The sequence below is a fragment of the Nocardia sp. NPDC004711 genome, assembly GCF_053601595.1.
In genome coordinates this window covers 18,256-38,052 of record NZ_JBSGCB010000050.1, presented here as the reverse complement: position 1 = coordinate 38,052, position 19,797 = coordinate 18,256, and the positions used below count along the sequence as shown (strand labels likewise).

Annotated in this window: 17 protein-coding genes; 10 read left to right on the top strand and 7 right to left on the bottom strand. The window is 68.0% G+C overall.

The annotated features are described in order from the left end of the window. Positions 1-88 precede the first annotated feature (88 nt). Positions 89-931 carry an SDR family NAD(P)-dependent oxidoreductase gene (locus tag ACWEKS_RS37190; protein WP_452344436.1) on the top strand — a complete coding sequence of 281 codons (843 nt, stop codon included), beginning with the start codon at positions 89-91 and terminating at the stop codon, positions 929-931. Between the two features lie 59 nt (positions 932-990). Here the strand turns inward: ACWEKS_RS37190 and ACWEKS_RS37185 are convergent, their stop codons facing one another. Further along, entirely contained in the window at positions 991-2,886 is a 1,896-nt protein-coding gene (locus ACWEKS_RS37185; RefSeq protein ID WP_452344435.1) for a glycosyltransferase, read from the bottom strand. 249 nt (positions 2,887-3,135) lie between these two features. Continuing rightward, on the bottom strand, positions 3,136-3,639 hold the full coding sequence (locus tag ACWEKS_RS37180; protein ID WP_452344434.1) for a GtrA family protein: 504 nt from the start codon (positions 3,637-3,639) through the stop codon (positions 3,136-3,138). A gap of 96 nt (positions 3,640-3,735) precedes the next feature. Between ACWEKS_RS37180 and ACWEKS_RS37175 the strand changes: the two genes are divergently transcribed. The 3 genes from ACWEKS_RS37175 to ACWEKS_RS37165 all read left to right on the top strand — a co-directional run bounded on the left by ACWEKS_RS37175 (position 3,736) and on the right by ACWEKS_RS37165 (position 7,363). After that, the gene (locus ACWEKS_RS37175) at positions 3,736-4,707 is read left to right on the top strand and encodes a glycosyltransferase (RefSeq protein ID WP_452344433.1); all 972 of its coding nucleotides are present in this window, start codon (positions 3,736-3,738) and stop codon (positions 4,705-4,707) included. A 62-nt stretch (positions 4,708-4,769) separates the two neighbouring features. Beyond that, the gene (locus ACWEKS_RS37170) at positions 4,770-6,314 is read left to right on the top strand and encodes a DUF2142 domain-containing protein (protein ID WP_452344432.1); all 1,545 of its coding nucleotides are present in this window, start codon (positions 4,770-4,772) and stop codon (positions 6,312-6,314) included. Between the two features lie 50 nt (positions 6,315-6,364). Further along, the gene (locus ACWEKS_RS37165) at positions 6,365-7,363 is read left to right on the top strand and encodes a hypothetical protein (protein ID WP_452344431.1); all 999 of its coding nucleotides are present in this window, start codon (positions 6,365-6,367) and stop codon (positions 7,361-7,363) included. On the opposite strand, the gene rfbB is transcribed toward ACWEKS_RS37165, so the two are convergent. Then, positions 7,360-8,364 carry a dTDP-glucose 4,6-dehydratase gene (gene rfbB / locus ACWEKS_RS37160; protein WP_452344430.1) on the bottom strand — a complete coding sequence of 335 codons (1,005 nt, stop codon included), beginning with the start codon at positions 8,362-8,364 and terminating at the stop codon, positions 7,360-7,362. The two genes, ACWEKS_RS37165 and rfbB, sit on opposite strands and share 4 nt — an antisense overlap. Positions 8,365-8,798: 434 nt before the next feature. Here rfbB and ACWEKS_RS37155 point away from each other — a divergent pair, with 434 nt between their 5' ends. Beyond that, a complete protein-coding gene (locus ACWEKS_RS37155) occupies positions 8,799-9,509 on the top strand; it encodes a hypothetical protein (protein ID WP_452344429.1) in 711 nt (236 codons plus the stop codon). Positions 9,510-9,669: 160 nt separating this feature from the next. On the opposite strand, the gene ACWEKS_RS37150 is transcribed toward ACWEKS_RS37155, so the two are convergent. Next, a complete protein-coding gene (locus ACWEKS_RS37150) occupies positions 9,670-10,677 on the bottom strand; it encodes an alpha/beta hydrolase (RefSeq protein WP_452344428.1) in 1,008 nt (335 codons plus the stop codon). 247 nt (positions 10,678-10,924) lie between these two features. Here ACWEKS_RS37150 and rfbA point away from each other — a divergent pair, with 247 nt between their 5' ends. Together rfbA and ACWEKS_RS37140 are read left to right on the top strand one after the other, a co-directional pair. Beyond that, positions 10,925-11,800: a glucose-1-phosphate thymidylyltransferase RfbA gene (gene rfbA, locus ACWEKS_RS37145; RefSeq protein ID WP_452344427.1), complete on the top strand. Its 876-nt coding sequence runs from the start codon at positions 10,925-10,927 to the stop codon at positions 11,798-11,800. Positions 11,801-11,802: 2 nt separating this feature from the next. After that, positions 11,803-12,387 carry a dTDP-4-dehydrorhamnose 3,5-epimerase family protein gene (locus ACWEKS_RS37140; RefSeq protein WP_452344426.1) on the top strand — a complete coding sequence of 195 codons (585 nt, stop codon included), beginning with the start codon at positions 11,803-11,805 and terminating at the stop codon, positions 12,385-12,387. A 188-nt stretch (positions 12,388-12,575) separates the two neighbouring features. Here ACWEKS_RS37140 and ACWEKS_RS37135 read toward each other — a convergent pair whose 3' ends face one another. Then, positions 12,576-13,967 carry an MFS transporter gene (locus ACWEKS_RS37135; protein ID WP_452344461.1) on the bottom strand — a complete coding sequence of 464 codons (1,392 nt, stop codon included), beginning with the start codon at positions 13,965-13,967 and terminating at the stop codon, positions 12,576-12,578. Positions 13,968-14,128: 161 nt separating this feature from the next. Here ACWEKS_RS37135 and ACWEKS_RS37130 point away from each other — a divergent pair, with 161 nt between their 5' ends. Further along, the gene (locus ACWEKS_RS37130) at positions 14,129-14,542 is read left to right on the top strand and encodes a MarR family transcriptional regulator (RefSeq protein ID WP_379393130.1); all 414 of its coding nucleotides are present in this window, start codon (positions 14,129-14,131) and stop codon (positions 14,540-14,542) included. Here ACWEKS_RS37130 and ACWEKS_RS37125 read toward each other — a convergent pair. Next, positions 14,539-15,411 (bottom strand): helix-turn-helix domain-containing protein, encoded by an 873-nt coding sequence (locus tag ACWEKS_RS37125; RefSeq protein ID WP_452344425.1) that lies wholly within the window; start codon positions 15,409-15,411, stop codon positions 14,539-14,541. The two genes, ACWEKS_RS37130 and ACWEKS_RS37125, sit on opposite strands and share 4 nt — an antisense overlap. 129 nt (positions 15,412-15,540) lie before the next feature. Continuing rightward, positions 15,541-16,128 carry a DUF4282 domain-containing protein gene (locus ACWEKS_RS37120; protein WP_354838582.1) on the bottom strand — a complete coding sequence of 196 codons (588 nt, stop codon included), beginning with the start codon at positions 16,126-16,128 and terminating at the stop codon, positions 15,541-15,543. A gap of 350 nt (positions 16,129-16,478) precedes the next feature. On the opposite strand from ACWEKS_RS37120, the gene ACWEKS_RS37115 reads away from it, so the two are divergent. After that, positions 16,479-16,943 carry a hypothetical protein gene (locus ACWEKS_RS37115; protein WP_379393126.1) on the top strand — a complete coding sequence of 155 codons (465 nt, stop codon included), beginning with the start codon at positions 16,479-16,481 and terminating at the stop codon, positions 16,941-16,943. Between the two features lie 205 nt (positions 16,944-17,148). After that, the gene (locus ACWEKS_RS37110) at positions 17,149-19,362 is read left to right on the top strand and encodes a molybdopterin-dependent oxidoreductase (RefSeq protein WP_452344424.1); all 2,214 of its coding nucleotides are present in this window, start codon (positions 17,149-17,151) and stop codon (positions 19,360-19,362) included. The last annotated feature ends 435 nt before the right edge of the window (positions 19,363-19,797 follow it).

The window sequence follows — 19,797 nt, the reverse complement described above, 5'->3', positions numbered from 1 at the left end:
CGGATCGGCAGCCTCGGCTGCGCGAGCTCAGCCGAGGTAGGCTGGCGCACAAGGGAATACGCGCGGTCGTGCGTGGTTGACCGGACGCATGAGCATTGCCCTCGTAACAGGTGCGAACCAAGGGCTGGGACGGGCCGTCGCGGCCCTGCTGGCCGAGCGGCTCGAGGCCGGATCCACCATCTATGTCACCGGACGCAACGCCGAGCGGGTCGCGGAGGCGGCGGCCGGGATTCCCGGTGCGGCGCCGCTGGTGCTGGATGTCGGCGATGACGAGAGTGTGGCGGCCGCGGCCCGGCTGGTCCGGGAACGGCACGGCGGAATCGACATCGTGGTGTCCAACGCGGCGGCGCGGCGCACCGCGGAACGCAGTGACGCCGAGACGATTCGCGAGTTCGTGAACACCAACAACCTCGGCGCCACCCGTATGATCCGCGAGTTCGGACCGCTGCTGCGGCCCGGCGGCCGATTCCTGGTCGTGGCGAGCGCTTTCGGCAGCCTGCGCTATCTGGATCCGAGCCTGCACCACCTGTTCGACACCGACGCCATGACCCTCGACGACCTCGACCGAGTCATGCGCGAGTACGCCGAGCTGGTCGAGAACGGCAAGGACCGCACGGCCGGCTGGCCGGAGTCCGTCAACTACCCGTCCAAGATCGGCCAGGTCGCCGCCGTCCGGATCTTCGCCCGCGCGGCCGGGCGCGATGTCTTCATCGGCGCGGCCTGTCCGGGTTTGGTGGATACCGAGGCCTCGCGGCCGTGGTTCACCGATATGTCGCAGGCGCAGCCGCCCGAGGCGGCGGCGGTGGATGTGGTCTCGCTGCTGGTGGATCCGGTGAATCCGGCCTTCGCGGGGCAGCTCGTCCAGCATCGGGTGGTGATCGGCTGGACGGCCTCCGAGGGCGGCGGTCCGGAGCAGCCCGACCGGCGCTGAGACGAAACATGGCCCGGGACATGGGGTCCCGGGCCATGGTCAGGCGAATATCCTGACCGCTAGTCGATTCCGTAGAGGCGTTCCCAGTTCTCGCGGCTGGTGAGTTCCGGCATGGCGGCTCGCCAGCGGCGTTGCAGGTCGGGGAGGTCCTTGCGGAGCTGCCGGAGCACGCGGACGGTGCGGAGCAGCAGGCGGCGGGCGGTTTCCTTGTCGCGCACGCGGACCCGGACGCCGGACTGGGAGGCGTCGGTGACGACCACGTGGTTGAACAGGCCGACGTGCCACCAGTGCGCGTCCTCGCGGGTGACCGCGACCGGGCCGGGGATGACCCGGCCGGTCCACTGGCTGAGGGCGCGCTTGTAGAGCACCAGCAGCGGGTGGCTCGGCTCGCCGCCGGCACGGCGAACGTGCAGGTGCGCGTTCGGGACCGGGGAGGCGGCGGCCGGATGCTTGACCGTCTCCGGGTAGTCCGAGCGCGAGCCGCGGGCCTTGGCCAGCGCCTCGATACCGCCGTCGCGCAGGATCTCCGGACCCCGCAGGTAGTCCTCGATGCCCTGCAGGGTGGTGTGCGCCAGGCCGTACTGCATGCCGACCAGGTACTCACCGATCTCCCGGAGCAACTGGCGGGAAATGGATTTCCCGTCCAGGTCGTGGTGCAGCGAGGACACGATGAGCGAGTTGCGCGAGGAGAAGTAGCGTGCCCAGTCGTCGAAGTCCTTCCAGTAGAAGTCGGCGTGCCAGACCGCGGCATTGGGCAGGGTGACGGTGACGAAACCGTTCTCCCGCGCACGCAGGCCGTATTCCACGTCGTCCCACTGGAAGAAGATCGGCACCGGCAGCCCGATCTTCTTGACCACCTCGGCCGGGATCAGGCAGGTCCACCAGGCCTGGTAGCCGGCGTCCACGCGGCGTTCCTGGTGCTTCTTGAGCATGCTGGTGTTGCGCAGCGCCTTGGCCACCTTCTGGCCGTGGCGCAGCTTGCCCAGATTCGTCTCCTCCGCACCGACATTCAGGTAGTCGGGGTTGAACAGGAACAGCATCTGCGCGCCGACCAGGGTGGGTTCCACGGTCAGGTTGGCGAAGGCGTTGAGCCGCAGCACCGTTTCCGGCTCGCACAGGATGTCGTCGTCCATGAGGATGACGTCGGCGTGCTCGTTGGCGCCCGACACCTCGTAGAGGCCGCGCGTGAAGCCGCCCGCGCCACCGAGATTCGGCTGCCGGATGTAGCGCAGCTTGTCGCCGAACTTCGGCCGGGTCTCGGTGAACAGCGTCTGGTCCTGCACCAGGTCGGTGCCCTGGTCGACCACGTAGACGGCGTCGATGAGCGACAGCACCGTGGGATCGGAGGCCAGGGCCGCAACGGTAGCGGCGCAGTCCGGGGCGCGGTTGAAGGTGCAGATCGCGATGGCCACCGGGCGCAGCTGCCCGGGCGCGGCCGCGGTCCACTCCAGATCGGTGATCACGGCCTCGCCGCCGAGGGCCTCGATCTCCAGCCACAGCGCGCCGCCGTCGATGTACATGTCCAGCGGTGCGCGCAGCACCACCCGGCCGGTCTCCTTGACCACCGCGGTGTCGACCACCCGGCGGTGCCCGGCGATATCGGAGGCGGCCAGCCGGATCCGTACCTTGCCGGTCGCCTCGAGGGTCATGCCCACCTCGACCTCGGTGACCTTGGTCCAGCGCTGCCAGTAGGCGGCGGCGAAGCGCCCGAAGTAGGTGTTGGTGTTGACCGACGCACCCTTTTCCAGGCGTAGCGTCTGCCGCTCGCGGGTGACCTTGCCCTTGGCCACCGCGTACAGGTCGTCGCTGATCTTCGGCGCGGGTCCGCAGAAGATGCCGCGGGCCAGCACCAGCCGCTCCGGCGCGGTCTGTTCCGCGCGCAGGGTGGTGGGGGCCTCCTCAGCGTTCTCCCGGTCCTCGGTTTCGGTCACGGCCTGCCCAGCCGACGCATCCATGAATCCCTCGACATCCTTTGAATACTTAAGACACCGGCTCATCCGACGTGGTCGCACCGCCACTGTCACTGTCTTGCTCGGCGGGGCGAGAATATCAGTGCCTATTGGCCTCCGCTGCGCTCCGGCTGTCCGCGGCCCTGCAAGCTCGATTCTTCCCTCCTCCGCTCCTCCGCTTCGCTCCCCGCTCCAAGGCGGAGGTCTATTCCAGCCGCAGTCCAGAATCGAGCCGGGCCGCGAACCCTTCGGCGATCAAGCGCCATTCATTCCCGAAGCGGGCTTGGTGAAGACGAATTTGCCATAGGCCCAGAATCGGAAACCCATGGCGACGGCTTGTCCGATGAGCGTCCCGGAAACGTTGTCCGCCAACGGACTGTCCAGTCCGAGAACGTAGCGTGAAAATCCGAGACACCCCAGCTGCAGGCCGATGGCCAGCACATTCAGCAGCGCGTACACGAGGATGTGCCGCGCCCCGGTATCGCCCCGGTGGTCGGAGTAGGTCCACCACTTGTTGCCGAAATAGGTGACCACCGTGGCCACCCCGATGGAGATGATCTTGGCGACCAGCGGGGCGTGGAACAACGGGCCCTCGCCGCCGGCGAAGACCAGCAGGTTGTAGGTGCCCGCATCGACCACGAAGCCGATCGCGCCGACCACCAGAAATGCCCCGCCCCGCTGCAGCAGGGCCCGGACCTTGCCGGTCAGAGAGGCATTCGGGGTGGGTTCATCCACCGCCGTGGACTCGTTCGCAGGCACCGGCCGACGGTACCGCAACCCGCCGCACCCCCATACCTGTGAAGGTCGGGTACCCTCCCGGTGTTCATATTCGCCTCCGATCAGAGGATTGACCGGGTGGACTCCACCGAGCTTCGTATTGCCGCCATTGTGCCGTGCCACAACGAAGAGGCCGCCGTCGCGAAGGTCGTCACCGACCTCAAGGCCGCCGTCCCGGGCATAGTCGTCTACGTCTACGACAACCTGAGCACGGACGCCACCGCCGACAAGGCGCGCGCGGCCGGGGCGATCGTGCGGACCGAGAATCGCAAGGGCAAGGGCAATGTGGTGCGGCGGGCCTTCGCCGACATCGAGGCCGATGTGTACCTGATGGTCGACGGCGACGACACCTACGACGCCGCCGCGGCCCCCGAGATGATCCGCACCCTGCTGGCGGGCCCGTACGACCACGTGCTGGGCGTGCGCCGCGAGGTCGAGGCCGGTTCGGCGTACCGGGCCGGGCACGAGACCGGCAACAAGATCCTCAATGGCGTGGTGGGCAAGGTCTTCGGCGAGAACGTCGAGGACATGCTCAGCGGCTACCGGGTCTTCTCGCGCCGATTCGTGAAGTCGTTCCCGGCGGTGTCGCGGGAGTTCGAGATCGAGACCGAGCTGACCGTGCACTCGCAGCACCTGGGGGTCCCGCAGACGGCGGTTCCGGTCGGATTCCGTGATCGGCCCGCGGGCAGCGAGTCCAAGCTGCGCACCTACAGCGACGGCTTCAAGATCCTGCGCCTGATCATCGGCCTGGCCCGGCACGAGCGGCCGGTCGCCTTCTACGGCCTGTTCGGCACGCTGGCCTGGATCATCTCGGTCATCCTCATCACGCCGATCGTGATCGAGTTCTATCAGATTCACCAGGTCCCGCGGTTCCCGACGCTGTTCCTGGGCTTCACGCTGCTGCTGCTCGGCAGCCTGGCCTGGACCGCCGGCCTGATCCTGGACGGCATCCGCCGCTCCCGGCACGAGGCCGCCCGCCTGATGTACCTGCGTTATTCGGCGGTCGGCGAGACCGGCCCCGATGCCCGGCCGGGCGGTTCGCTGCGATGACGGTGCGGCTTGCCGGGCAGAATCCCGACGGCAAAGCAGAATCGGACACCGTGGTAACCGAAGTGAACGACAGCACGACCATCCCAGCCCCGGCATCGGCCCCGGCCGCTCCCGCGCCGAAGACGGCCGGGCTGCGGCGCGCGGCGATCGGCATCGAGCGGCGGTTCGGTTCGGCCGCCGTGGTTTTCGTGCTGATCGCCGGCATTTTCGGTGCGGTGTGGTCGGTGCTGACGCCCCCGTTCTGGGGCCACGACGAGATCACCCAGTTCGGCCGGGCCTACCAGGTCGCGCACGGCGGCTTCCTGCCCGAGAAGATCCACGACGATCGCGGGCCGGCGTGGGGCGGCGACGTGCCGGTCAGCATCGACGCGCTGATGAGCTACGCCTTCAACGACTATCAGGACAACCCGGACGAGCCGGAGCCCATGGTCCAGGATCCGCACGTCTACGACCAGCTGGGCGGAGCCGCGGTCTCCGATCGGACCAAGCAGGTGTGGTTCACCAATACCGCGGCCTACTCCCCGGTTCCGTACCTGCCGCCCGCCGCGGGCATCCGCATCGCCGAGACCTTCGACCTCAGTGTCGGCGGCATGGTGCTGGCCACCCGCTGGGCGGGGCTGATCGCCTACCTGGTGATCGTCGGTTTCGCGCTGCGCGTGCTGCGCGGCCACCGCGTGCAGTGGCTGGCCTTCACCGTCGCGGTGCTGCCCATCGCGCTGTTCCAGGCCGGGACCGTCACCGCGGACACCGTCACCAATGCGCTGGCCCTGCTGGTGTCGGCGCTGGTGGTGAAGGGCCTGTTCCTCGGCGAGCGGCTGACCCGGCCGGAGACGGTGGCCGCGCTGGCCACCACCGTGCTGCTGCCGGTGTGCAAGCCGACCTACGTCCTGATCGCCATGCTCACCGTGCTGATCCCGGTGCGCCGCTTCGGCTTCGGCGGCACCGAGCGGATCGCCTTGTGGCAGCGGGTGCTGCCGTGGGCGGCCGCGGGCGTCGGCGCGATCTCGTTCGCGGTGTGGATGAAGATCGCCGCCCCGACCGGTGACGGCATGAGCCTGATGCGGCCCGAGAAGCAGTGGGGCACTGTGCGTCCGGGCGACCAGCTGCACGGCATCCTCACCGACCCGTTGCACTTCCTGCGGATATTCGGCGACAGCATCGCCCGCCGCGACCAGCACTGGTTCACCCAGTTCTTCGGCGAGCTCGGCTTCTCCTACGTCGAGGTGCCCGCGCTCACCATCCTGGCGAGCCTGCTGGCCTTCACCGTGAGCATCGGTGCGGCCGAACGCTTCCCGGCGCGCGGCGCGGACCGCACGCGCACCTGGCTGGTGCTGCTGACCATCGCGGCCAGCGTGGCCATGATCTACGTGACGCTGTACATGTCCTTCACACCGGTCGGTTACTTCATCATCGACGGGGTGCAGGGCCGTTACTTCGTGCCACTCGCGGTGCTGGGCCTGGCGGTGGTGCTGCGCTGGATGCCGCTGCGGCTCACCGACGCCGCGGGCCGGGTCCCGGTGCGCGGCGTGGCGATCACGGTGGTGGCGGCCAGCTCGGTCGCGCTCATCGCCGCGGTGATCAAGTATTCGACTATCGTCTGGGGATGACCCGCTGGGGAGTCCGATGGCGTCGATGGTCACGGGCGCGGCGAATTGCCATGGTGTTGCTGATCATTGTCGCCATCCTGCTGACTCCCGTTGCGGCGGCCGCAGTGTTCCTGCGCCTGCAGGACGCCGGCACCCTGCGCGGCGATGCCCGCACCCGCGGCCACGACGCCGTCTGGCTGGGGCACGCCTGGGTCGACGGCCGTAAATCCGACGCCGATATCGCCCAGCTGGGAATTCTGCTGGCCGGGACCGGAATCAAGGATCTCTACGTGCATACCGGGCCGCTCGACAATGACGGCACGCTGTCTCCCCAGCTCTATCCACAGGCCCGCTGGTTCCTCGGGGCCGTGCATCGGTCGCTGCCCGGAATTCGCGTACAGGCGTGGCTCGGAGATGTGCTCACTCCCGAATTCGACGGTCTGAATACCGATGATCCGGGGACTCGCGATCATGTCGTCACGACATCGTCGCAGGTACTCGATCTCGGATTCGACGGTATTCACTTCGATTTCGAACCGGTGCGCTCGGGATCGAACGGCTATATCACCATCCTGGATCGGGTCCGCGCCGTCACTTCGGCCCGGCACGCGCTGCTGTCGGTCTCCGCTCCGGTTATCGATCCGCTACCCGGATTGCATTCGCTCGGCGTGGCCTTGTTCGATCACGGGAAATGGTGGTCGCAAGCCTATTTCGCGGAGGTGGCCCGGCGCGTGGATCAAATCGCCGTGATGTCCTATGACACCGCCATGCCGACCCGCGCACTGTACGGCGGATATGTCGCGCAGCAGACCGGTCTGGCCCTGCAGGTCACACCGCCGAGCACGGATCTGCTCATGGGACTGCCCGCTTTCCGGGCGGAGAACGCGGCCCATCACGGTGCGGCCGAAACCGTCGCCGCCGCGCTGCGCGGGGTGCGCCTGGGTCTGGGCCGCACCGCGCGCGACCGCCGGACATTCGGGGTCGCGCTCTACGTGGATTTCGCTGCCACTCAACAGGATTGGGCCGACTACCGGCAGGACTGGGCCCGTTCCGCCGCCCTCAGCGGCTAGATGACCTTTTCACCCGCGGCGACATAGGCGGATTCGGTCGCGGCTTTCTGTGGGCGCCACCAGGATTCGTTGTCGCGGTACCAGTCGATGGTGGCCGCCAGGCCCTGGCGGAAATCGTGGTATCGCGGCTCCCAGCCGAGTTCGGTGCGCAGCAGGGAGGCGTCGATGGCGTAGCGCAGATCGTGGCCGGGACGGTCGGTGACATGATCGAAATCGTCCGGGGCACGGCCGAATGCCTCCAGGATCAGCTCCACCACGGATTTGTTGTCCCGTTCGCCGTCCGCGCCGATCAGATAGGTCTGGCCGATGCGCCCGCGCTCCAGGATTTCCCAGACCGCGCTGTTGTGGTCGTCCACGTGGATCCAGTCGCGCACCTGGTGACCCGCGCCGTAGAGGCGGGGGCGGATACCGTCGATGAGATTGGTGATCTGGCGCGGGATGAACTTCTCCACGTGCTGGTAGGGCCCATAGTTGTTGGAGCAGTTGGAGATTGTGGCCCGCACCCCGAACGACCGCACCCAGGCGCGGACCAGCATGTCGCTGGAGGCCTTGCTGGCCGAGTACGGACTCGACGGGTTGTAGGGGGTGTTCTCGCCGAATGCCGAGGGGTCGTCGAGTTCCAGATCGCCGTACACCTCGTCGGTGGAGATGTGGTGGTAGCGCACCTGATGGCGGCGCACCGCCTGGAGCAGCGAATAGGTGCCGACGATATTGGTCTGGACAAACGGCCACGGGTCGGCCAGCGAATTGTCGTTGTGCGATTCGGCGGCGAAATGCACCACCGCGTCCACGCCGCCCACCAGGCGATCCACCAGCGCGGTGTCGGCGATGTCGCCGTGCACGAACTCGATTCGGTCCGCGACCGGGTCGAGTGAGGCGCGGTTGCCCGCATAGGTGAGTTTGTCCAGCACGGTGACTTGCACACCGGGACGCGCAGTCACGGTCTGATGAACGAAGTTCGCGCCGATGAACCCGGCGCCGCCGGTTACGAGCAGTCGCACAGGGAAACACTACGTCGGCCGGGGCGCAGGCCCGCGCTGGGTACAGGAAGTTGCCTTCTTTACACCAGCCGGGCGGTCGCTGTGCGCGGAATCGGACATCCGGTTGAAACAAACGCACGCAATTGAAAGGCGGCCGCTCGGTCCAAATGTCGCAATTCCACGGTGCTGCCGCGACATTCGTGCGACCAGCGTCACGACTTTCCATGCGACGCGTGTGACCTTCCTCACACGGACTGCCGCGGGTAACGATCAGGCGGATCGTATATCTGCGTTAAAACCTTTCCCTTGCAGCGCGTTTCCACTACCTTGCAGACCGCACGATCGTCTTGGTGAACAAAATTTGAACGGACGGACACGATGGGTTCACCGCTCGTTAGCTGTTCTCCATTTCGATTCGACGTGTCCCCCCGAGCTCTTCGATGAGGTTTCTACAAATGCTGATGAGGAAATTCGCCGCCACCGCGGCGCTGGCCGTAGCCGCCGTGGCCGTCACCGCCGGCACCGTGAATGCCGCGCCGGCCGCCGACGACAACGCGCCGATCAACTACACCGCCACCAACTCCGGCACCAACACCGTCATCCGCACGGATGCCGGTTCCTTGGTCGTCGAGAACGGCAACTTCGAGATCAAGGCCGCCAACGGCAACGTCGTCGCCGGCATGCCGCTGAAGGTGCAGGTGGACGACTTCACCTTCCCGATCGCCGCGGACATCTCGGACCACACCGCGACCCTGACCCCGCAGTACGACGTGGACCACGCGATCTACACGCCGGGCAACGTCAAGGACGTCGCGCTGCCGTTCGAGGACCAGGCTCCGTGGAAGTCGGACTACGACCGTGAGCAGGCTGCCTGGAACCGCCTGAAGGACACCATCGCCACCGGTGCCACGATCGGCACCCTGGTCGGCGGTCTCGGCGGCGCGACCGTCGGTTGCGTCCTCGGCTTCGGCCTCGCGGGCGTCGCCACCGCTCCGCTTGCGGCCCTGTTCGGTGCCGGCCCGATCGTCGGCTGCCTCGGTGGCGCTGCCGCCATCGGCTTCCTGGGCACCCTGGCGGGTCAGCTGTTCGTGACCGCGCCGGTCGCCATCGCCGCCGCGATCCAGTACTTCTCCACCATCAACGAGCCGCACATCCAGTCCAAGTAAGACTGCGACACGCTGCACGTCGAAACCCCCGCCCGGTTCGTCCGGGTGGGGGTTTCGCTTTGTGCAGGAACAGATGTGGGGCCCGAGATCGGCGCCCCGAGCCCCACATCATCAATCAGGCTGCACCCCACCCGAATCGATCGGGCGGCACGTCACCAAGTCATGCCGTGCGGGCGACCTGCCCGGCCTCGATGCGCTCGCGGACGAAGCGGGCCACGTGGGCCAGGGCGGCCCGGCTCTCCGGCATGGCGGGGAAGATGGCCATGAAGGCGTGCACCTGTCCGCGCCAGATCTCGAGGGTGGCGGGCACGCCGGACTGGGCCAGGCGCTGGGCCATGACCTCGCTGTCGCGACGCAGCACCTCGTCCTCGGCGACGATGAGCAGCGCGGGCGGCAGGCCGGCCAGCACATTGTTGACCGGCGACAGCCGCGGATCCAGGCGGCCGTTCACCTCGGCCCCCAGCTTGATCACGGACTCCAGCGCGGACAGCGGGATCAGCGCGTCGCGGCGGTAGTTGGGGTGGGCGCGCTTCTCGGTGCAGTCCAGGTCCAGTGCGGGGCACAGCCCGACCAGTCCGGCGGGGACGGGCAGTCCGGCGTCACGGGCGCGCAGGGCGGTGGCGAAGGTCATGTAGCCGCCCGCGGAGTCACCGGCGAACACCACCTTGGAGGCCGGGACGCCATGCGCCAGCAACCATTTGTAGGCGGTCAGGCAGTCGGTGACGGATCCGGCGATATCGGTCTCGGGCAGCTGCCGGTACTCCACACTCACCACCGGCAGCCCGGTACGCCGGGCGATAGCCGCGACCACGGGGCGGTGGGTATCGAGCCCGCACAGGAAGAAGCCACCGCCGTGCATGTACAGGACCGCGCCGTCGCGCAATGCCTTGCGGGCCCCGGCGGGCCGCACGATCTCCATGCGGAAGCCATTGAGCCGTACCTGTTCCCGCTCCACTCCCCGCGGAGCCGGGCGCAGCTTGGCCAGGCTGTTGATGACGGTGCTGGCCACCGGCATGGATGCGACGGTGACGGGTACCAGCTCGCCGGCCGGGCGGATCATGGTGCGAGCCACCACTGTCAGGGCACGGGCGGCGGCACTGGTCCGGTTCGGGTTCTGGACGGGGACGTCCTCGTGGGCCGTTTCGTGGACAGGCCGTTCGTGAGCCATCGCGCACCTACCTCGTTGTTGGCGCGCCGAGCCGTTCGTCCGGAGCGACCGATACGTTGGCTCGGCACCCGGCGCGCGAGAGTCGGCGCTGACATCTCACATAGCGTTGTTTCAGAACACCATGAGAACGTGACCTACGCAACAGATATCGCCGTATCCGCGCGTACGTAAACGGCCGTGATCGATTCGAAGTCCAGTCGGAACCTGACCGCCGCGGTCCACCATCGAGCTGGCAGACTGTCGTGACATGCGCGGAATCATCCTGGCCGGGGGCACCGGATCGCGGTTGCACCCGATCACGCGCGGGGTGAGCAAACAGCTGGTCCCGGTGTACGACAAACCGATGGTGTACTACCCCCTGTCCACCCTCATGCTGGCGGGGATCCGGGACATCCTGGTGATCACCACTCCCGAGGACGCCGACGCCTTCGCCCGGCTGCTCGGCGACGGCAGCCGGTTCGGCGTGTCCATCTCCTATGTGGTGCAGCCGAAACCGGACGGGCTGGCCCGCGCCTTCGTGCTGGGCGCCGACCACATCGGCACCGAGAAGGCCGCGCTGGTGCTGGGCGACAACATCTTCCACGGCCCGGGCCTGGGCACCCAGCTGCAGACCTTCCACGACCTGGACGGCGGCGCGATCTTCGCCTACCGGGTCTCCGACCCCACCGCCTACGGCGTGGTCGAATTCGCCGAGGGCCGAGCCATTTCCATCGAGGAGAAGCCCAAGGCGCCGCGCTCCAACTACGCGATTCCGGGGCTGTACTTCTACGACAACGACGTGCTCGCCATCGCGCGCGATCTGAAGCCGTCGGAGCGCGGCGAATACGAGATCACCGATATCAACCGCACCTATCTGGAGCAGGGCCGGCTGCACGTGCAGGTGCTGGCTCGCGGTACCGCCTGGCTCGACACCGGTACCTTCGACTCCCTGCTGGACGCCGCCAATTACGTCCGCACCATCGAGGAGCGGCAGGGCCTCAAGATCGGCGTGCCGGAGGAGGTGGCCTGGCGGCTCGGCTTCATCGGCGACGATGAACTCACCCGGCTGGCCGAACCCCTGGTGCGCTCGGGCTATGGAAAGTACCTGCTGGGCCTGCTGGACCACGGGCGAAGCTGGGAGTAGGCATGCGGATTCGGGAACTGTCGGTGCCGGGCGCGTGGGAGTTCACGCCCCGGCTGCACGGAGACGAGCGCGGCGTCTTCTACGAGTCGTTCAAGGCCTCGGAATTCGAGAAGGCGGTCGGACGGCCCTTCGACCTGCTGCAGGTCAATATCTCCACCTCCGCGGCAGGTGTGCTGCGCGGCATCCACTACACCGAGAATCCGCCCGGGCAGGCCAAATACGTGACCTGTGTGCGCGGGGCGTTCCTGGACGTGGTGGTGGACCTGCGCCGCGACTCCCCCACCTTCGGCCGCTGGGACGCGGTCGTCATCGACGATGTGGAGCGCAAGTCGGTGTTCCTGGCCGAGGGCCTGGGGCACGCCCTGCTGTCGCTGGAGGACGACTCCACCGTCAACTACCTGTGCTCGCTGGAGTACTCCCCCGAATTCGACCGGGACCTGGACGCTTTCGACCCGGACCTGGCCATCGCGTGGCCGGCCGTCGGCCGCAACGGCGAACCGCTCACCTTCGTCCGCTCGGACAAGGACGCCGCGGCCCCGCGCCTGGCGGAGCTCCCCCGCCTCCCCGCCACCTCAGCGGACGGCTGAGAGCCGTTACCTGTTCCGCACCCGTGCCGCCGGTCGGGTGCCTACCCGACTCCGGACGTCCCCGGCGAGTTACCCGGAGCCTTGCGAAATCAGTTGTGACGCCGCCGGGGCGCACCGCGTAATGCGATGCGCCCCGGCAATTTTCGAGGGCCGCGCCCGTGTGAGCGGCGAGCGGACCCGGTGTCATGTCAGCCGACCAGTTCGACCTCCAGGTCACGGGCCTCCTGGCGCCGGGCCCGCAGCCTCGGGAGGAAGACCGTGAGGGCGACCAGGGCGCCGACGATGGAGACGCCGGCGGCGAATTCCAGGCCGGGACGGTAGGTGGCGAGCATGGCCGCGGGGGTCGGGCTGCTCGGCACGCTCGAGGTGACGATGGCGGTGGTCACCGCGAGCACGATGGCGGCGCCGACCTGCATGGCGGTCTGCAGCACACCGGCCGCCAGGCCCTGCTCGTCATCGTCGATGCCGCTGGTGGCCTGGATATTGATGGCCGGGAACCCGACCCAGCCGATGCCGACCAGCAGCACCGCGGGCAGCAGCACGGTCAGGTAGGACGGTGCGGTGTCGATGCGCAGGTACAGCAGGTAGCCGACGGCCATGATCACCATGGTGATCGCGATGATCGGGCCGGTGCCGAAGCGGTCGACCAGCTTGTCGGAGACGAAGGCCGAGGCGACCACCAGCAGACCGACCGGCAGCAGTGCCATCGAGAGCTTCAGCGGCGACCAGCCCAGGGTGTCCTGCAGGTACAGCGTGGTGATGAACTGCCAGCTGAAGTACGAACCGGCGACCGCGATGATGGCCAGGCTGGCCCGGACCAGGGTGGGTTTGCGCAGGATGCCGAGGCGCACCAGCGGGTAACGCACCTTGCTCTCGGCGTAGACGAACGCCGCACCCAGCACGGCCACCGCGACGAACGATCCGATGGTGCGGGCCGAGCCCCACCCCGCCTGCGGCGCCGAGACCACGGTGTAGACGAGCAGCAGCATGGTGGCGGTGGACAGCAGCGCGCCGATCAGGTCGTGTCCGCCCTCCTCGGCGGGCTTGTCCTTGGGGACGAGGAAATACGCGGAGGCCAGTGCGGCGAGGGCCACCGGAACCGGGAGCAGGAAGGTCCAGCGCCAGCCGAGACCGGTCATCAGGCCGCCGAACAGCAGGCCCATGGAGTAGCCGCCGGCGCCGAAGACGGTGTAGATGGACAGCGCCTTGTTACGGGCCGGTCCCTCGTGGAAATTCGTGGTGATGATGGACAGACCGGTCGGCGCGGTGAACGCGGCGGCCAGGCCCTTCACGAAGCGGGTCAGGATGAGCAGCGCCGGCGAGCTCACCAGCGCGCCCGCGAGCGAGGCCAGCGCGAAGACGGCCAGGGCGATCAGGAAGACCTTGCGGCGGCCCAGCAGGTCGGCGGTGCGGCCGCCCAGCAGCAGCAGGCCGCCGTAGCCCAGCACGTAACCGCTGACCAGCCACTGCAGGGTGGAGGTCTGAATGTCGAGTTCGGTGCCGATCGACGGCAGCGCGACGCCGATCATCGATACGTCGAGGCCGTCCAGGAACAGCACGATGCACAGGGTGATGAGCATGCCCCAGAGCCGGGCGGTCCACTGCGTGGTATCGGCCGCGGTGCTCACTGCGGGGCGGGTCTCGGTGGAAGTCACGAGAAGCGACAGTACATGCGCATGCATCAAATGCACAAGCATTTAATGCAGTTGCATACTTTCGGTGGACAGACTAGGATGACCGCATGCCGAAGCCGACAGCGCCCGTCGACCGGCCCGTCATCACGCCGGTGGAGGCGTCAGGGCTGGTGGGCGAGTGGCGCGATCTGCTGGCCCGGCACGCGACGACCTCGTGCGCTCTGGAAAAGGAACTGCAAGGCCGCCACCACATCGGGCTCAGCGAATTCGAAACCCTGGACCGCCTCGTCGAATCCGGCAGCGACAGCTGCAAGATGAGCGACCTGGCCAATGACATCTATCTCAGTCAGAGCGCGCTCTCCCGCACGGTGGCGAGACTCGAGCGCGACGGACTGGTCGACCGCACGCTGTGTACCGAGGATCGCCGCGCGATCTTCGTCTGCGTCACGGAAAAAGGGCGCGAACTGCATCGGCAGGCCGCGCCCACGCACCGTGAGGTGCTGGCCCAGAATCTGGGCTAGACCGCCGCGCGCAGCGTCTCGATGACCGGAAGCGCGTCCACCGCAATGGAACTCACCGCCGCGAAGGCCTCGCGGTAGCGCTCGACCTCGTGCTCCTTGTCCAGATACGAGGAGCCGGTGAGGGCTTCCACGTACACCACCGGCGGCTCGGTGGGTTCGCCTGCGGCGGTGGGGAATTCGAGCAGCACGAAGCGGCCCGCGTCCATGCCGTTGTGATAGCCGCACTCGGCGGGCAGCAGCCGCAGCCGGACATTGGGCAGTTCGGCGAGTTTACGCAGCCGGTCCAGCTGGCCGCGGGTCACGTCGTCGTCGCCGATGCGATGCCAGAGCACCGCCTCGGCGATCACCACATCCAGTTGCAGCGGCGATTCCGCGCGGGTGAGCAGCGACTGGCGCGCGGTCCGCACCCGGACCCGGCGGTCCAGCTGTTCGGCGGAGATGTCCGGGTAGGCTCCGGCCAGCACCGCCCGGTAGTACTGCTCGGTCTGCAAAAGCCCTGGCACCAGCTCGTTCTCATAGCTGGTGAGCCGGCTCGCCGCCTCCTCGAGCCCGATGTAGACTTCGTAGCCCTCGTCGATCACGTCACTGAACTCGGTCCACCAGCCGCGGGCCTTGGTCTCCCGGGCCAGCGTGGTGAGCGGTTCGATGGCGTCCTCCGGAGCGCCGTAGATGCGGCACATGGCCTCGACATCCAGACTGCGCAAAGACGTCTGTCCAGTTTCGATTCGCCAGATCTTGGCCTCGGACCATTCCAAGCGCTGCGCGGCCACCCGGGTCGTCATGCGCGCGCGATTGCGCAGGTCGCGCAGGTGCCGGCCGAGCTGGCGGCGCGGCACGGTCGATCCGGTAATCCCCTGCGGTAGAGCCATTCGTCCCCCTAAACCAGTGTTGCGATCGCATTGTTGCACAGGAAAACTCAGCGATCCATGGACGCGGGACGCGGCCTGGGGCGCAGATTTCGCACCGCCCCGTGGCCAGGATAGCGGCCGCCGACCGGCCTACTTCCGGGACGAGCGCCGGCGGAAGCGCCAGAACTGAACTGCCTGAACATCTTTGGACAGCTGATTGACCGGTTCGGCCACATCCGAGAGGGCCTGGAACAGATCGTCGGCCATATCGGAGATGTGCGCGACCCGGGCCGCCAGCCGGGAGGCATTGAGCACGAACTCCAGCAGCAGGCGCACCACCGCGGCGATCACCAGGCCCAGCGGGACCGCGAACACCACCGCGAACACGATGCCCAGCCAGGCCGAGATTCGCCACAGCCCTATGGTTCCCACGATCGGGATGGCGACGGCGCTCGCCAGCCCCAGCAGATACGCCAGGGGCAGCAGCGTGCGGGTGGCGGCGCGCTGGAACTGCAGGTCCAGCAGGGCGCGGGCGGCGTCCACGCTCCAGGAGCCGAAAGCGCCTGGGCTGGCGAAGGGTTCGACCGGCTCCTCGGCCTCCTCGTCCGCGGCCAGCCGCCGGGACATGCGGCGGGTGGCGGACTCCTTGAAGGCGGCCCAGCGCCCCTCGGTGATGATCTCGTCGAACTCGTCGTATTCCTCGAGTTCGGCCGTGTTCCCGCCCGATTGATCGGTCATGCCGACGATCTCCTCTCCCGCAGACCTTTTCGGCCGACTCAGTGTCTCCGGTAACGCCGGGGTGCCGCAGGACGAGCCAGTGTGGTGTAGAACACGTCACGCTCGCGGGCGGGCGCTGGGCTCCGGATCCGACGGCAGACCCCTTGACGGTGTTGTCGCAGGCAGGGCCGCCACCTCGAGGTCGTGTCGCAGCTGGGCCATGGTCACCATCGGGTCGGAACAAACCGGACGAATGCCCCTCCGGGACACAACCGGAAGCGAGTTGAAAAAGAAGGTGTAACACCACGAACCCCCCGCTCCGATACGAGGCACAGAGCAGGAATCAGAACTACCGGGGAATGGAGAAACCAGTGCGTACGACGTTTTCGTCAGCCGTTGCGGAATCCGCGCAGGACTACATCCAGCGCGGCTGGACGGTCGCCGAAACCGCCAATGGCGTGTGCCTGGTCACCGACGAGAACATCGCGGGCATCGAGGTCACCGGCGACACCGCCGCCTTCGTGCGCCGCTACCTACGGGCCAATGACCTGACCGGCCCGGTCATCGAGATCCCGGGCGCCGAGCGCCGCGAGATCCACCTCGTCACCGGCCTGCGCAAGGCCGAACGCGCCATCGAGGCCCTGCGCGAGTCCGGCGTGGTCGTCTACGCCGACGGCGCGGGCATCCCGTTGCCGCCGACCAAGCTGTCCGCCGGCGCGGCCTGCTGGGGCGTCGCCCCGCACGAGGCCCGCTGGATCCCGCCGGTGGTCGCCATCGCCGCCGGTGTCCGTGCCGCCGCCAAGGGAGCGCCGCAGGCGGCTCGTATCGCTTCCTGACGCCGCCGGCTCTCACAACTACACGAAACCCGCGAGTGCACCCCGGCGCTCGCGGGTTTTGCCGTGCCCATATTCGAACGTTGCAAATTAAGCGATAACGGACATAATCCGAGGCTCCGGCAGTGGCGGCCGCCGGGATCCCGCGTCCGGCATTCCCGGCGGCGAGAGGTGTTCCGCCCGGTACGTTTCCGGGCGATCATGAGGTATGACCCACGTCACGGACAGCCCCCGGACATTGCTACGCACCTGCCCGCTCTGTGAGGCGGTGTGCGGCCTCGAGCTCACCCTGGACAGCACCGATCACATCGTCTCGGTGCGCGGTGACCACGCCGATCCCTTCAGCCGGGGTTTCATCTGCCCCAAGGGCGCCACCCTCGGACATCTCGACGCCGATCCGGATCGGCTGACCGCGCCCATGATTCGCGACCGCGCCACCGACACCTGGCGGGAGGCGAGCTGGGACGAGGCCTTCGGGGTGATCCGGGAGCGCCTGCCGCGGGTGACGGCCGCGCACGGCAATCAGGCGGTGGGGCTGTACCTGGGCAATCCCAATGCCCACACCGTGGCCGGGGCGCTGTACGTGCCGCTGCTGATCCGGGCGCTGGGCACCCGTAACCTGTTCTCCGCCAGCACCGCCGACCAGATGCCCAAGCAGGTGTCGAGCGGGCTCATGTTCGGTGATCCGCTCACCGTGGCGGTGCCGGACCTGGACCGCACCGGCTACCTGCTGATGCTGGGCGCGAATCCGCTGGAGTCCAACGGATCGCTGTGCACCGCACCGGATTTCCCGGGCCGGTTGAAGGCGCTGCGGCAGCGCGGCGGGCGGCTGGTGGTGGTGGATCCACGGCGCACGCGCACCGCCAAGCTGGCCGACGAGCACGTGTTCGTGCGGCCGGGCAGTGACGCCTACCTGCTGTTCGGGATCGTTCACACGTTGTTCGCGGAGGGTCTGACCGACGTCCGGGTCGAGGTGAACGGGCTGGACGAGGTGCGGGCCGCGGCAGCCGAATTCACGCCGGAGCTGGTGTCCGGGCGCACCGGCGTGCCCGCCGAGACCATCGTGCGGATCGCGCGCGAGCTGGCCGCCGCGCCGACGGCCGTCGTCTACGCCCGGATCGGCACCTGCACGGCCGAATTCGGCACGCTCACGCAGTGGCTGGTGGATGTCGTCAATGTGCTCACCGGCAATTTCGACTCGCCCGGCGGGGCCATGTTCGCGACGGGGGCGGCGCTGGGCATCGTGCGATCGCGGCCGTTCCGCCTCGCGCGCTGGGCCAGCCGGGTGCGCGAATTGCCCGAGGCCATGGGCGAACTGCCGGTGGCCACGCTGGCGGACGAGATCCGCACGCCCGGCGACGGGCAGATCCGGGCCATGGTGACGGTGGCGGGCAATCCGGTGCTGTCCGCACCCAGCGGCGCGCGCCTCGACACCGCCTTCGCCGGACTGGAATTCATGGTGAGTGTGGACCGCTACCTCAACGAGACCACCCGCCACGCGGATGTCATCCTGCCGCCCCCGCGCATCCTGCAGTCGCCGCACTACGATTTCGCGCTGCTCAATTTCGCGGTCCACAACTACGCCCGCTACTCGCGGCCGCTGGTGCCGCTGGGCGCGAACGAGCTGTCCGAGGCCGAGGTGCTGGCGCGGCTGGCCCTGGCCGTCTCGGGCCAGGAAGCCCAGCCCGGGCTGGATCCGCTCGGCGCGGTCGACGAGATCGTCATCGCCGGGACCCTGCACAAGGCCGGCCTGGCCGACCGCCGCGGCGAACTGCTCGGCGCCGACACCACCGAGCAGCGGCTGGACCTGATGCTGCGCCTGGGCCCCTTCGGCGCATGGTCCACCATGCCGGACGACGAGAACGAATGGCACGGCAAGCTGAATCTGCAAGTGCTGCTGGACAATCCGCACGGCATCGATCTGGGTCCGCTGGAGCCCCGGCTGCCGGGTGTGCTGCGGACGGCCTCTCGCCGGGTCGAGCTGGCGCCCGCCGAACTGCTGGCCGACCTGGACCGGCTGCGGGCCCGGCTGAGGGTCGAGCGGCCGGAGATGGTGCTGGTGGGGCGGCGGCAGCTGCGATCCAACAACAGCTGGCTGCACAATGTGCCGCCGCTGGTGGGCGGGTCGAATCGGTGCACGCTGCACATTCATCCCGAGGACGCGGCGCGGCTGGGGTTGAACGGGCAGGCCGTGGTGAAATCTGCGGCGGGCACGCTGACCGTGGACGTCGAACCGACCGAGGACATCATGCCCGGTGTGGTCAGCCTGCCACACGGCTGGGGACACGGGGACAGCACGCAGACCGTCGCGCGTGAGCACGCCGGGGTGAATGCCAATGTGCTGACCGATGATTCGCTGGTGGACGCCCCGTCCGGGAATGCCGTGTTCAATGGTGTGCCGGTGACGCTCACCCGGGTGTGAGGCGGAACCGGACCACACCGCGCGTTGCGACCGGAGCCGGTGCGCCCTGAAGGACCTCCCGGTATTTATGTTTCGAGCACCGAAGATCGGCGCCACCTAGGGGGATGACGGCCGCACGACACCCCGGCAGCTCTGCGAAATGGACAAATCAGGAATGCGAAATCCCCTTATCCCCTGGGGATCTCGCATTCCTGCGGTCCGGAGCGACGAGCAGCATCCCCGCAGCTAAGGGCCGAAGGTCCCTTGTGGGCCCTTCCATCCGGGAGGATCCTCCCCCGGGAAGGTTTGTCCGGCAACAGCCGAGGAAGCCCCACCGGGGCAGATACGCCGGTTCACGCATTTGCCACACGAAAATAGTTAAACCGTATAGGATTTCGGATGGCCGAAGTTCGTGGCCGAGCCTCTTCCATCCGGTATTCAGCTACCAAAGGGGGC

Bases quoted from the DNA above. Each gene is read 5' to 3' on its own strand.
- ACWEKS_RS37190 (WP_452344436.1), top strand. From the start codon at position 89: ATGAGCATTGCCCTCGTAACAGGTGCGAACCAAGGGCTGGGACGGGCC.
- ACWEKS_RS37185 (WP_452344435.1), bottom strand. From the start codon at position 2,886: ATGGATGCGTCGGCTGGGCAGGCCGTGACCGAAACCGAGGACCGGGAG.
- ACWEKS_RS37165 (WP_452344431.1), top strand. From the start codon at position 6,365: ATGGTGTTGCTGATCATTGTCGCCATCCTGCTGACTCCCGTTGCGGCG.
- ACWEKS_RS37155 (WP_452344429.1), top strand. From the start codon at position 8,799: ATGCTGATGAGGAAATTCGCCGCCACCGCGGCGCTGGCCGTAGCCGCC.
- ACWEKS_RS37150 (WP_452344428.1), bottom strand. From the start codon at position 10,677: ATGGCTCACGAACGGCCTGTCCACGAAACGGCCCACGAGGACGTCCCC.
- rfbA (WP_452344427.1), top strand. From the start codon at position 10,925: ATGCGCGGAATCATCCTGGCCGGGGGCACCGGATCGCGGTTGCACCCG.
- ACWEKS_RS37140 (WP_452344426.1), top strand. From the start codon at position 11,803: ATGCGGATTCGGGAACTGTCGGTGCCGGGCGCGTGGGAGTTCACGCCC.
- ACWEKS_RS37135 (WP_452344461.1), bottom strand. From the start codon at position 13,967: ATGCTCATCACCCTGTGCATCGTGCTGTTCCTGGACGGCCTCGACGTA.
- ACWEKS_RS37130 (WP_379393130.1), top strand. From the start codon at position 14,129: ATGCCGAAGCCGACAGCGCCCGTCGACCGGCCCGTCATCACGCCGGTG.
- ACWEKS_RS37125 (WP_452344425.1), bottom strand. From the start codon at position 15,411: ATGGCTCTACCGCAGGGGATTACCGGATCGACCGTGCCGCGCCGCCAG.
- ACWEKS_RS37120 (WP_354838582.1), bottom strand. From the start codon at position 16,128: ATGACCGATCAATCGGGCGGGAACACGGCCGAACTCGAGGAATACGAC.
- ACWEKS_RS37110 (WP_452344424.1), top strand. From the start codon at position 17,149: ATGACCCACGTCACGGACAGCCCCCGGACATTGCTACGCACCTGCCCG.